Here is an 11992-nt window from a genome sequence, read left to right as displayed (position 1 = left end):
GAGTGGGGGGCATGGATCGGGACCGGCTGGGCCCCATCCATCAAGAGATCTTGCGCCTCTTGACCCAACGCCAGGCCAGCTACGCCCGGCCGGTCTCCTCGGCGGAGCTCGGGATGGAGTTGCGGGTCGCTCCGTCTTACATCCGAGCCCAGGCCAGGTTGCTGCGGCGCTTCAAGCTGGTGAGCGTGCGGCGGGGGCGGGGGGGCGGCTACTACCTCAACCGGGCCAATCAGGCGCGGTACGAGTCGCTGGTCGGCTCGGGGCGGTAGTCGAGGGATCGCCTGCCAAGGTGTCGAAGCCGCTCTTGACCACCGGAGGCGGCTCGAGGCCCGGCCCGGGCGCCGGCTGGCGCGTCGGGTCGTGTCCTCTTATGAAGGGGCGGGACGAGCAGTGACGGAAGCAGCCAGGGCCTCCTCGCCGGGCAGGCCGGGGGCGGCGGCCAAAGTCGCGGAGCGTGAGCGCCAGCTCGTCATCTTCCAGCTGGCCCGGGAGGTCTACGGCCTCGACATCAACTGGGTGCGCGAGATCATCACCCTGCAGGACGTCACCCGGGTGCCGGGGGCACCCGCCTTCGTGGAGGGGGTCATCAACCTGCGGGGCCACGTGATTCCTGTGGTCGACCTGCGCAAGCGCTTCGGCCTGGAGGCGCCCGTCGATCCCCGTCGGACCCGCATCGTCGTGGTGGACGTGCCCCCGCACACCATCGGGCTGGTCGTCGATGCGGTCACCGAGGTGCTCCGCATCCGGGAGAGCGTGGTGGAGCCGGCGGGCAACGTGCTGGCGGGCATCGACGTGGCCTTCATCCAGGGCGTGGCCAAGCTGGAGCGCCGGCTGATCATCCTGCTGGATCTGCAGCGGTTGCTCCACGCGGCGGAGATCAAGGCCCTGGAGCAGGTGGAGACTTCCATGGAGGTGGGCGAGCTGGGCGGCGCCGGTGAGGCATCCGGCGACGAGACGGGCCAAGCCGAGACGAGCGCGGCGGAGGCGGCCGAGGGCGATGGAGCGGATCCTGAGTCAGCAAGAGATCGATGAGCTGATCCGGGACCTGACGGTCGGGGGCGAAGAGCGGCCCGCCGACGCCTCGGCCGTGGTGGGCGAGGAGGCCGCGGCGGGGATCGTGCCGTACGACTTCCGGCGGCCGTCCAAGTTCTCTCGCGATCAGCTGCGGTCCATCGAGCGCATCCACCAGCAGTTCGGTCGGCTGCTGGGGATCATGCTGGGGGCCCGGTTGCGCACGGAGATGACGGTGCGGGTCATCTCGGTGCAGCAGCTGACTTACGGGGAGTTCATCCGCTCGGTGCCCAACCCGTCGCTGCTGGCGGTCTTCGACTTCGGCGGGAGCGGCGACCACATCGTGCTCGAGCTGAGCCTGGAGCTGGCCTACCACATCTACGAGCGCCTGGCCGGCGGGCCCGGCTCGGCGCGGGTGGGCCAGCGGGAGCCCACCGACATCGAGCTGCAGGTCCTGCGGCACCGGCTGCTGGGCGTGGTGGGCGACGCCTACCGCCAGGCCTGGGCGGGCCTGCTGCCGGTCGGCATCGAGCTGCGGGACGTGGAGGTCAACCCCACCTACATCAACCTGGTGATGGACCAGGACATCGTGTTGTGGGTGGCGCTCCAGGTGGAGCTGGGCGACAACGGCGACACCCTCAACCTCTGCCTGCCCTACTCGGTGCTGGAGCCGCTCTTGCCCAGCCTCTCCAACGAGTACCTCCTGCGGGCCCAGGCCCGGCCCCAGTCACAGGACCGGGCACGGCTGCAGCGGCTGTTGAGCGACACCGTGGTCACCGTGGAGGCCGTGTTGGGCTCCACTCGCCTGGAGATAGGGGAGCTGCTGGAGTTGAAGGAGGGCGACGTGCTGATCCTCGATACGGGCATTCACGACGAGATCGAGCTTCACGTAGCCAACCGGCCCAAGTTTCGGGGACGGGCCGGCCGGGTCGGAGGCCGCCTGGCCGTGCGCCTGACGGGTGCGGCTTCGACGGCACCGGCGCAAGAGCCCGCGTCGACGCCAGAGGGGGAGGTCGCCTCGAGTGCCTCCCGCTGAGCTGCGCCTGACTCCGGCGCAACGAGACGCCCTGCGACGGATGACCACCGAGGCCATGCGGGCGTCGGGTGAGGTGCTGTCCGATCTCATCCTCCGGCAGGTGGAGATAGGCGAGCCCCAGCTGACGGGTGCCACCTGGGAGGAGCTGGTGCAGACCGCATCCGAGCCGATGCTGGTGGTGCGGGTGGAGTACGTGCAGGGGGTGTCCGGCAGCAACCTGCTGGTGATGCGCCCCGCCGACGCCGCCCGGGTGGCCGCCCTGATGATGGGCGAGGAGGGTGACGGCGGCGATGGTCTCGACGAGATGCGCATGAGCGCCGTCTCGGAGGCCATGAACCAGATGATGGGGGCTGCGGCCACCGCGCTCTCACAGCTTTTCCGGCGCGCCATCGTCATCAGCCCGCCCACCACCATGCTGCGCACCTTCGCGGACAACGGGATGCTGCTGGCCGACGGCGACGGGGACGACCTGGTGCAGGTGGCCTTCCCCGTCCGCGTGGCCGACGTCGGCGCGTCGCCCATCGAGAGCCGGATCGTCCAGCTCTTTCCCGGCGAGTTCGCCCGGCGGCTCAGCGACGAGTTTCTGGCTTCAGCAGCGGGGGCGGCCCCGGCGGCGCCACCGCGTCCGAGCGCTGCCCCGGCCCCTCCGGCCGCATCCGAGGCGGTGGGCTGGGAGCCGGGCCCGCTGGCATCGGAGGCCGAGACGATGGAGGCGAGCGACCCGGATCGGATCCCCTTCGACGTGATCAAGCGCATCACGGTGCCGGTGACCGTGCGCCTGGGAGAGGCTCACCTGTCGCTGCAGGAGGTGTTGAGCCTCACCCGCGGCTCCATCGTGCAATTGGACGCCGCCGACGGCCAGCCCGTCGACGTGCTGGTCTCGGGCACGCTGGTGGCGCGGGGCGAGGTGGTCGTGGTGCGGGAGCGCTTCGGGGTGCGGATCACCCAGTTGGTGCGTCCCGACCTGCTGAGCGGCGCCGGCGGGGGGTGAGCAGGCGGTGACGAGCCCTACCCCTGAGCTGGCCCAGTTGGTCGGCCAGTTCGTCGACGAGGCCCGGGAGTACCTGCAGACCCTGGATCAAGGGCTGGTGCAGCTCGAGTCGGCCCCTGCCGACGCCGAGCTCCTGCCGGAGCTCTTCCGGGTGGTGCACAGCCTCAAGGGCATGGCTGGCACCATGGGCTACCAGGCCATGGTCGACCTGGCCCATGCCATGGAGTCGGTCTTCGACCGGCTGCGCTCGGGGGCGGGCGCGGAGACGGCATCGCCCGAGCTGTTCGACCTCCTCTTCGAAGCGGCGGGCGCTCTTGAGGCCATGGTGGAGCGGGTAAGCCGGGGCGAGGTGCCGGAGGGCGACGGGCCGGGGCAGCCAGCCGGCCTGGTCGAGGCCCTGCGGGCCGCAGCCGCGGCCGGCGCCTCGAGCGCGGTCCGTCGGGCCGGGCGGCACCCGCCGCCGGGCGAGAGGGGCCGGCCGGGTCGTCCAATGGCAAGGCCCGACCGCCGCTTTGGTTCCTCGGCGCCCAGGAGATGACGGCCTTGCGCCAGGCCGTGGCTGCGGGCGCCCGAGCCTACGCGGTCGAGGTTGCCATCGACCCCTCCAGTGCCTTCAAAGGGCCCCGTGCGTACGCGGTGCTCAAGGCGCTCGAGACCGTTGGACAGATCGTCGGCACATGGCCGTCACGGGAGGCGCTGGAGCAGGAGCGCTTCGACGATCGCTTCGTCGTCGCGCTGGCCAGCGACCAGCCTCCGCAGGCGGTGCAGGCGGCGGCCCTCAACGTGGTGGAGGTGCGGGCCGCCGACGTCACGCCGGTGAGCGTCGAGGCCCGGGGGGCGTCCTCCTCCGGCGCAGCCACCCCCAAGGCGGCTCCGGGCCGCCGCGACGCCGCCGGTCACGGCGTCGCCGAAGGGACCGTCCGGGTCGAGACCAGCCGGCTGGACGCCCTCGTGGACCTGGTAGGCGAGCTGGTGATCAGCTCCAACCAGATCCAGGATCGCCACCAGCGGCGGCTGATGCCCGACGACAGCCAGATCGCCAAGCTGGGCCGGGTCACCTCCGAGCTGCAGAGCGCCGTCATGCGGCTGCGCATGGTGCCGTTGCGGCAGGTCTTCACCCGGTTTCCCCGCGCCGTGCGGGACCTGGCGCGGCGGTCCGGCAAGCAGGTGAGGCTGGTCATCCAGGGCGAGGAGACGGAGCTGGACCGGCACATCGTCAACGAGATCGGCGAGCCGTTGCTCCATCTCATCCGCAACGCGGTCGACCATGGCATCGAGCCGCCCGACGAGCGGGAGCGGGCCGGCAAGCCTCGCACGGGGCTGTTGAAGCTGTCGGCTCGTCACGAGGGCAGCCACGTCGTCATCGAGCTGGAGGACGACGGTCGCGGCATCGACGTTGAGCGGATCCGCCGCAAGGCCGTCGAGAGGGGCCGTCTCAGCGCCGAGGAGGCGGAGCAGGCGACCGCCGAACGGCTGCTGCAGCTCATCTTCGAGCCCGGCTTCAGCACGGCCGAGCGGGTCACCGAGGTCTCGGGGCGGGGCGTCGGGATGGACGCGGCCAAGGCAGCCGTCGAGGCGCTGGGCGGCCGCCTCGCCGTCCACACCCGGGCGGGCCGGGGCACGTTGTGCATGGTGCGGTTGCCGCTGACCCTGGCTATCATCCAGGCCCTGCTGGTGGAGACCGACGACCAGATCTTCGCCTTGCCCGCCGAGGCCATCCAGAGCATCGAGCGGGTGGATCCCTCGGGGGTCGAGACGGTGCACGGCCGCCGGGTGCTGCGGTACCGGGACGGCATCGTACCGCTGGTGTCGCTCAAGGTGCGGCTCGGATTGGCCGCGGAGGAGGCCCGCGCCGACAGCCTGGCGGTGGTGATCGCCACGGGGCGGCGGCAGGCGGCCATCGCCGTCGACCGGGTGGTCGGACTGCAGGACCTGGTCATCCGCACCCTCACGAGCTACCTCAAGGTGCCCGGGGTGGCCGGCGCGGCCATTCTCGGCAGCGGGCGCATCGCCCTGATCCTGGACCCGTCGTGGCTGGTCTGACGGGGTCACGGTGACGGAGGGAGGATCCTTGTCAGCGTGGGCGCCAAGCGGATCCTGATCACCGACGACACGGCCTTCATGCGCATGACGCTGCGCAAGGTCCTGGAGAGCAACGGCTACGAGGTGGTGGGCGAGGCCGAGGACGGGCTGGATGCCATCGAGAAGTACAAGGAGCTGAGGCCCGACATCGTCACCATGGACATCACCATGCCCAAGATGGACGGCATCACGGCCATCCGGGAGATCATGAAGGTCGACCCTCAGGCCCGCATCATCGTCTGCAGCGCGATGGGGCAGAAGCCCATGGTGATCGAGGCCCTCAACGCCGGCGCGAAGGACTTCCTCGTCAAGCCGTTCCAGCCCCAGCGGGTGCTGGAGGCCATCCAGAAGGTGGGGGGGTAGGTCCTCACGCCCTTCCATCTCAGCGAGCGCCATCGAGACGCCCTGCGGGAGCTGGGCAACATCGGGGCGGGCAACGCGACCACGGCGCTCTCCCAGATGCTGGGCGACCGTCTCGTGCGGATGACCGCGCCGGCGGTGGCCATCCTGGCCGTCCCCGAGGTGGTGGCCTGGGTCGGCGAGCCCCACCTGCCGGTGGTGGCCGCTTACGTCCAGGTGACGGGCGGCGTCGAGGGCCATGCCGTGCTCCTGCTGGCGGAGTCGTCGGCCCAGGCCATCCTGCAGGAGATGCTGGGCGCCTGGGGTGCGGACGGCTCCGGCCCCCTCGCCTCAGGCTCCACTCCCCTGGGCGAGCGGACGGTCTCGGACCTGGAGGCGTCGGCCCTCATGGAGCTGGGCAACGTCGTCATCACCAGCTACCTCAACGCGCTGGGCGAGCTGACGGGGCTGGCAGCCATCCCGTCGGTGCCATCGGTGGCCGCCGACATGCTGGAGGCCGTGCTGAGCTCCATCTTGGCCGAGGTCGGGTGGAGCGACGCCGGGGTGCTGGCCATCCGCACCCACCTGCAGGGCGAGGGGGCGGCGGTCGAGGGGCAACTGCTCTTCGTGCCCGCCGAGGGTCACCTGAGCCGCCTGATCCAGGCCCTGGGCATGGCGGGCGAGGAGCCATCGTGATCCGTGCGAGCCCCGACCAGGCGACCCTGGTGACCGTCCGCATCGGGCAGCTGCACGTGCTCAAGGGACGGGGCGTCCTGGCCGCGATCGGGCTCGGCTCGTGCGTCGGCGTCGCGCTGTACGACCCGGTGAGCCGGGTGGCCGGCCTGGCCCACATCTTCCTGCCGTCGAGTCAAAACGGACGCCTGGTGGCCGATGCACCGGCCCGCTACGCCGACACCGGTGTCCCGGCGCTGGTGGAGGCCATGGCGGCGGCGGGCGCCCGGACCGCTCGCCTCCAGGCCAAGCTGGCCGGCGGGGCGCAGCTCTTCTTGCGAGGCGACCACGCCACGCTCGAGGTGGGCCGGCGCAACGTGGAGGCCGTCCGCGCGGCCCTACGGGCCCTGGGCATCCCGGTGGTGGCCCACGACGTCGGAGGCAGCCGGGGCCGGACGATGCGGCTCTTCGCCGACACCGGGCGGGTCGTGGTGACGACCCTCGGAAGAGAGGCTCGCGAGCTCTAGCGATGCCCGCCGCTTCCCGCCGGGCGGCCCGACCCATCCGGGTCCTGCTGGTGAGCGCCTCGCCGTTCGGGCGCGCCTATCTGAGGCGAGCGCTGGACGCGCCCGGCCAGATCGAGGTGGCCGGGGTGGTGGCCGGCCCCGACGAGGCCCTGGCGTGGCCGTGGTCGCAAGCCCCGCACGTGGTGGTGTGGGACGCCGAGGGGCACGAGACGCAGGCGCTGGCGCGGGCGCCCGAACTGGCCCGACGCTGGCGCGCCCGGGTGCTGGTGCTGGTCGGCGCGTCGCCGGTGCCGCTGGGCGCGGCGGAGGCGGCCTCGGATGGCAGGCGTGGTGGAGAGCCTTCCCAGCCCGCCGGCCCGGTCGCGGCGGGCCGTGCCTTCGCCAGGCGCTCGTCGACCGGGTCGAGGCGCTGGCGCTTCGGCCGTGGGAGGAGCCGCCACGGCTGAGCGAGCGGCCGCCGGGCGCCGACGCGAAGAGTGAGGAGGCGCGGCCGCTGCCCACCGAGGGCACGGGCCGGCCCGCGCGGCGGGTGGTGGCCATCGGTGCCTCGACGGGCGGGCCCCGAGCGCTGGAGGTGCTGGTGCGAGCGCTGCCCGCCGGGCTGCCCGTCGCCCTGCTGGTGACGCAGCACATGCCGCGAGGCTTCACGGCGCCGCTGGCGCGGCGGCTGTCCGATGCGGGTCGCATCCCGTTTTTCGAGGGTTACGAGGGCGCGCCCCTGGAGGAGGGGGTCGGCTTCGTGGCGCCTGCGGGGTGGCACCTGACGGTGGGAGCCGACGGGCGCCTGCATCTGGACGACGGCCCGCCCGTGCACCATGTGCGCCCGGCCGTCGACGTGATGCTGCGGTCGGTGGCCCGGCGCTTCGGGCCCGACGCCCTGGCCGTCATCCTGACGGGGATGGGGACCGACGGCGTGGACGGCGCCCGCGCCATCCGGGCGGCGGGGGGCCGCTGCTTCGCACAGGAGCCGGCCAGCGCCGCCGCTCCCAGCATGCCAGGGGCCGTGGTGAGGGAGGGCCTGGCCGAGTGCGTGGCACCGCTGGAGCAGCTGGCCGGAGCGGTGGTGCAGTGGGCCCTCGGCAGACCGGCCGGCCACGGCCGGGGGAAGGGGTGAGGGAATGGGCACCGACGCCGTCGAGGATGTCGCTCAGGCGCCCGGATCGCCGAGGCCGACGCTCCTGGCGGTCCGAGGGGGCCGGGTGGAGGTGATCCCCGGCGATCCCGACGGGCCTCGCCCCGTCGTGGAGCCCGGGGGGCACGTCAAGGTCTGGGTCAACGGCGCCCTGCTCCAGCGCTCGCGCCTGGTGGAGCCGACCGACACGGTGGTGGCCGAGCCCGACGCGACCGAGCCGCGCCTCTCGCTGGCCGTCCGGGTCTCGGACGACGCGATGAAGGCCTACCTGACCGTGGAGCGGTCGGCAGGCCGGCGCTACCAACTGGTGGACGCGCCGCCGACCCTGCAGCTGCGGGTGCAGGCGCGGCCGGTCGAGGAGGTGCCGGCCCCCCTTCCCACGGCAGAGAGCGTCAACAAGGCCCTGGAGCAGGCCCAGGTGCGCTTCGGCGTCAAGGCCGAGGCCATCGAGCAAGCGGTAACGGACCCACCCCCGACCCCCATCCTGGTGGCCGAGGGACAGCCGCCCGTACCGCCCCGTGACGGGCGCTTCACCATCTGCTTCGAGGAGCGCCAGGCACCCGCGCTCGACCCGGAGGCGGAACGCATCGACCTGTTCGAGCGGGGGGCGGTCACCTGGGTGGAGCCCGGGGCCGTGCTGGCGCGCATCGAGCCCCCCCAGGAGGGGGTGCCGGGCATGGACGTCCGAGGCCGTCCCGTGGCCGTACCCCGTGCTCGCCCGGTCACGCTCAAGGCGGGCAAGGGATGTCGCCTCACCGACGACGGCACCCAAATCGTCGCCACCGAACCCGGCCGTCCCCACCTGTCGGGGCAGACACTGGCGGTGCTACCGGTCTACGAGGTGAAGGGCGACGCCGCCGTGGGGGCGGGCCACATCCGCTTCGCGGGAGACGTCCACGTGCGGGGCGACGTCCTGGAGGGCCTGGAGGTGCAGGCGGGGGGCGAGGTGAGAGTCGGCGGCCTGGTGAGCCATGCGCGGGTGACGGCGGGGGGCTCCGTCTCCGTTGGCCGCACCATCATCTCCAGCAAGGTGGAGGCCGGCGGCCATGCCGCCGCGCTCAACGACGTGCTGCCGGTGCTGGCTCCGCTGTCGACCCAGGTCCAGTCGCTGGTCGAGGCGGCCCGGGAGCTGCGGCGTCAAGTCGCCGAGCGGGCGGGTGAGGGGGATGGCTCCCGCTCCTACCCGGCAGGGCTGCCCGTCAGCGAGGGCGAGCTGTTGAAGCGGCTCATCGAGCGCAAGTTTTGGGAGCTCCCCCGCCTGGCCCGGCGTCTCGCCGCGCTGGGAGAGCGCATCGACACGCTACGAGCCGGAGCCCGCCGCCTCGCGGAGCGCACCGCCCAGGTGCTGGTGGGTGCGGGCCCCCTGCGGGTGACGCTGCGGGAGATGGAGGAGGTGGCCGCCGAGCTCCGGCAGCTGATGGACCTCCTGGAGGGCTTCTCGACGCAGGAGGCCGACATCGTCGCCTACAGCATCCAGAATGCCCACCTGGAGGCGAGCGGTCGGATCGTCATCCGCGGCTCCGGCGCCTTCAACTCCACGTTGCTGGCCGGCCGCGGCCTGGACGCGCGCCGGGGCGTCATCCGGGGCGGGATGGTCACCGTGGCCGAGGGTGACGTGCTGGCGCGGGAGCTGGGCGGCCCGACGGGGGTGCCCACCACGGTGGTGGTGGCGCGTCGCGGCAAGGTGCTGGCCACCCTCGTCTACCCCCGCGTCACGGTCAGCATCGGCGGGCAAAAGCACGTCTTCCGCGACCCGGCCAGGGCATTGCGGGCGTACCTGGATGCCGAGGGCAAGCTGTGCGTCGAGCACTTCAAGGTCCACCCCGATGCCGGCCCGCTGGCCGACGCCCCTGGCTCCGACGAAAGGCCGGCATCCGATGCCGGCGCGGCACGCTGACGGGCAGGGCTGGGGGGATCGGGCGAGGTGACCGGCACCGACCGACCAGCGCCGTCGCTGGAGTTCCAGCTCTTCCGCCGGCGCCTGCACGAGCGGTGCGGCTTCGACCTGGGCGCCTACAAGACCGAGCAGATGGAGCGCCGCACTCGCCAGTGGATGGGCCGGCGCGGCATCGCGACCATGGCGGCGCTGATGCGGCTCCTGGAGCGAGACGAGCGAGCCCGTTCCGACTTCCTCGACTACCTCACCATCAACACGTCGCAGTTCTTTCGTGACCCGGCGACGTGGGAGGCGCTCAGGTCGCAGGTGCTGCCCGAGCTGCTGGCGGCCTTCGGTCGCCTGCGCATCTGGAGCGCGGGCTGCAGCATCGGGGCCGAGCCGTACACCCTGGCCATCCTGCTGCACGAGATGGGGCAGGCCGGCCGCCACCGCATCACGGCCAGCGACATCGACGAGGAGGCGCTCGCCCGGGCCCGGGCGGGGGAGTATCACGAGCTGCACCTGGTCAACGTGCCCGACGCCCTGCGCCGCCGCTACTTCCGCCGCACACCCTCGGGCTCGTGGCGCATCGAGCCCTCCATCGCGGCGGAGGTGCGCCTGTTACGCCATGACCTGCTGCGAGATCCCTATCCGACGGCGCAACACCTCATCCTCTGCAGGCACGTCCTCATCTACCTGACCGCCGAGGCTCAGGCCCAAGTCGTCCGTGGCTTGAGCCAGGCCCTGACGGCCGGGGGTGTGCTGGTCGTCGGCGGCCCCGAGCAGATCGGCGGCCCCTCCGCCTATGGGCTCGAGCGCCTGGGTCACTCCCTCTACCGGCGCCATGCGGCCCCCGTTTAGCCGATCAGCAGGGGCAGCTGCAGGTAGAGCAGCAACGTGGCCAGGATCAAGGACGGGATGGCGGTCACCGCACCGGGCCAGAACCACTCCATGAAGCCCACGCTGCGACGCTCCTGGCGCTCCAGCAGGCCCAGCACCACGATGTTGGCCGTGCTGCCGATGAGGGTCAAATTGCCCAGGATGGTCCCGCCGAAGAGCATCCCCCACCACAGGGGCTGCACCGCGATGCCCTGGGCGGCCAGGTCGCCGACGATGGGGATGAAGCTGGCCACGGCCAGGACGTTGTCCATCAGCGCGGTGAGGGCCCCGATGCTCCACGTGATGGCCACCAGGAGCCTGGGCACCGAGCCGCCCGTGGCGTCGACCAGCGCCTCGGCGATGTGCTCCGTCACGCCCACGTAGCGCAGGGTGCCGGCCGAGGCGAAGAGCAGCAGGAAGAAGGCCAGGGTCCACCAGTCGACCCGCCGCTCCACCAGCTCCCGGGCGCGGTGGCGCTCCACCAGGAGCACGATGCCGGCGGCGAAGAGGGCGACGCCGACCAGCATGGTGTTGCTCTCGAGGCCGAGCCAGTGCTCGAGCTGCTTGTGCAGCACCAGGCCCGCCACGGTGCCGACGAAGAGAAGCGACGGGAAGCGCAGGTCGGGCGTCGAGGAGCCCGCGGCGTGCCCGGGGTTGCCCGCCGCGGCGGCCTCGCCGGCGGCCGCCCGCTCCGCGTCGGCCGGGTCCGCACTCAGACCGACCCGATGCACGGCCTGGTGCAGCTCGCGCAGGGGCCGCCGGTAGTAGAGGAAGCTGAGGATCATGGTCAGCACCAGGGCGGCCAGGGCAATGGGGGTGGCCCAGCGCAGGAAGTCGGGGAAGGAGAGCCCCGCCCGCAGCGCGATGAGGACGCCGATGGGGTTGCCGACCACCGTGGCCGAGCTGCCGATGTTGGTGGCGAAGACGGTCATGATGATGTACGGCACGGGGTTGAGGTGGAAGCGCCTGGCGATGCGCAGGACGATGGCTGACATGAAGAGGATGGAGGTCACCTCGTCCACCAGGGCTGCCGAGAAGAAGGCCATCAGCATGACGGCCGACAGCAACGAGAGCGCCGAGCCTCCCACGTGCGGCAGGGCCTTCTCCACCACGACCTCGAAGAAGCGGCGCTCCTCCAGGAAGCCGATGACGATCATCATCCCCACCAGGAAGAGGATGACGTCCAGGCTCGCGAACTCCACCAGGTGGGGGATGTCGACCAGGCGAGCGGCCAGCAGGATGGCCACCCCGACCAGCGCGAAGGCGAGTCGAAACGGCCAGTACAAGAGGGTGCCGACGATGAAGGCCGAAAAGACGGTGACCGACAGGATCTGCGGCGGGGTGAAACCCGTCTGCCAGGTGACCAGCGCGACCGCCGCGACGAGCACGACGAAGGCGATGAACCGCTGCACGCGAACGGCACCCCTCCCGGTCTGGAATCCCAACC

At 72.1% G+C, this 11992-nt stretch carries 14 protein-coding genes; 13 read left to right on the top strand and 1 reads right to left on the bottom strand.

What is annotated here, in order from left to right; translation table 11 throughout:
* Nucleotides 1–11: 11 nt before the first annotated feature.
* From VLY81_RS11190 to VLY81_RS11130, 13 genes are all read left to right on the top strand, one after another.
* A complete protein-coding gene (locus tag VLY81_RS11190) occupies nt 12–269 on the top strand; it encodes an Rrf2 family transcriptional regulator (RefSeq protein WP_324668257.1) in 258 nt (85 codons plus the stop codon).
* Between the two features lie 121 nt (nt 270–390).
* A complete protein-coding gene (locus VLY81_RS11185; protein ID WP_324668256.1) occupies nt 391–1032 on the top strand; it encodes a chemotaxis protein CheW in 642 nt (213 codons plus the stop codon).
* Entirely contained in the window at nt 998–2047 is a 1050-nt protein-coding gene (fliM, locus tag VLY81_RS11180) for a flagellar motor switch protein FliM (protein WP_324668255.1), read from the top strand. The genes VLY81_RS11185 and fliM overlap by 35 nt, the downstream gene beginning before the upstream one ends.
* A gap of 40 nt (nt 2048–2087) precedes the next feature.
* On the top strand, nt 2088–3038 hold the full coding sequence (locus VLY81_RS11175; protein WP_324668254.1) for a FliM/FliN family flagellar motor switch protein: 951 nt from the start codon (nt 2088–2090) through the stop codon (nt 3036–3038).
* 7 nt (nt 3039–3045) lie between these two features.
* Nucleotides 3046–3576: an Hpt domain-containing protein gene (locus VLY81_RS11170; protein ID WP_324668253.1), complete on the top strand. Its 531-nt coding sequence runs from the start codon at nt 3046–3048 to the stop codon at nt 3574–3576.
* A gap of 5 nt (nt 3577–3581) precedes the next feature.
* A complete protein-coding gene (locus tag VLY81_RS11165) occupies nt 3582–5081 on the top strand; it encodes a chemotaxis protein CheA (RefSeq protein WP_324668252.1) in 1500 nt (499 codons plus the stop codon).
* A gap of 36 nt (nt 5082–5117) precedes the next feature.
* Nucleotides 5118–5483 carry a response regulator gene (locus VLY81_RS11160; protein ID WP_324668251.1) on the top strand — a complete coding sequence of 122 codons (366 nt, stop codon included), beginning with the start codon at nt 5118–5120 and terminating at the stop codon, nt 5481–5483.
* Nucleotides 5484–5525: 42 nt separating this feature from the next.
* Complete coding sequence (locus tag VLY81_RS11155) at nt 5526–6155, top strand: chemotaxis protein CheC (protein ID WP_324670410.1); 630 nt, start codon at nt 5526–5528, stop codon at nt 6153–6155.
* Complete coding sequence (locus VLY81_RS11150; RefSeq protein ID WP_324668250.1) at nt 6152–6658, top strand: chemotaxis protein CheD; 507 nt, start codon at nt 6152–6154, stop codon at nt 6656–6658. The genes VLY81_RS11155 and VLY81_RS11150 overlap by 4 nt, the downstream gene beginning before the upstream one ends.
* A gap of 2 nt (nt 6659–6660) precedes the next feature.
* The gene (locus VLY81_RS11145) at nt 6661–7104 is read left to right on the top strand and encodes a helix-turn-helix domain-containing protein (RefSeq protein ID WP_324668249.1); all 444 of its coding nucleotides are present in this window, start codon (nt 6661–6663) and stop codon (nt 7102–7104) included.
* A gap of 83 nt (nt 7105–7187) precedes the next feature.
* On the top strand, nt 7188–7772 hold the full coding sequence (locus VLY81_RS11140; protein WP_324668248.1) for a CheB methylesterase domain-containing protein: 585 nt from the start codon (nt 7188–7190) through the stop codon (nt 7770–7772).
* A 4-nt stretch (nt 7773–7776) separates the two neighbouring features.
* Complete coding sequence (locus VLY81_RS11135) at nt 7777–9687, top strand: FapA family protein (RefSeq protein WP_324668247.1); 1911 nt, start codon at nt 7777–7779, stop codon at nt 9685–9687.
* Nucleotides 9688–9714: 27 nt separating this feature from the next.
* A complete protein-coding gene (locus VLY81_RS11130; protein WP_324668246.1) occupies nt 9715–10527 on the top strand; it encodes a CheR family methyltransferase in 813 nt (270 codons plus the stop codon).
* Here the strand turns inward: VLY81_RS11130 and VLY81_RS11125 are convergent.
* Nucleotides 10524–11957: an ArsB/NhaD family transporter gene (locus VLY81_RS11125; protein WP_324668245.1), complete on the bottom strand. Its 1434-nt coding sequence runs from the start codon at nt 11955–11957 to the stop codon at nt 10524–10526. The two genes, VLY81_RS11130 and VLY81_RS11125, sit on opposite strands and share 4 nt — an antisense overlap.
* Between the last annotated feature and the right edge of the window lie 35 nt (nt 11958–11992).

This window comes from Limnochorda sp. LNt (assembly GCF_035593265.1).
GTDB classification, from domain to species: domain Bacteria; phylum Bacillota; class Limnochordia; order Limnochordales; family Geochordaceae; genus Geochorda; species Geochorda subterranea.
This window is presented reverse-complemented; position numbering and strand designations above follow the sequence as displayed.

Bases quoted from the DNA above. Each gene is read 5' to 3' on its own strand.
- VLY81_RS11135 (WP_324668247.1), top strand. From the start codon at position 7,777: ATGGGCACCGACGCCGTCGAGGATGTCGCTCAGGCGCCCGGATCGCCG.
- VLY81_RS11145 (WP_324668249.1), top strand. From the start codon at position 6,661: ATGCCCGCCGCTTCCCGCCGGGCGGCCCGACCCATCCGGGTCCTGCTG.
- fliM (WP_324668255.1), top strand. From the start codon at position 998: ATGGAGCGGATCCTGAGTCAGCAAGAGATCGATGAGCTGATCCGGGAC.
- VLY81_RS11190 (WP_324668257.1), top strand. From the start codon at position 12: ATGGATCGGGACCGGCTGGGCCCCATCCATCAAGAGATCTTGCGCCTC.
- VLY81_RS11175 (WP_324668254.1), top strand. From the start codon at position 2,088: ATGACCACCGAGGCCATGCGGGCGTCGGGTGAGGTGCTGTCCGATCTC.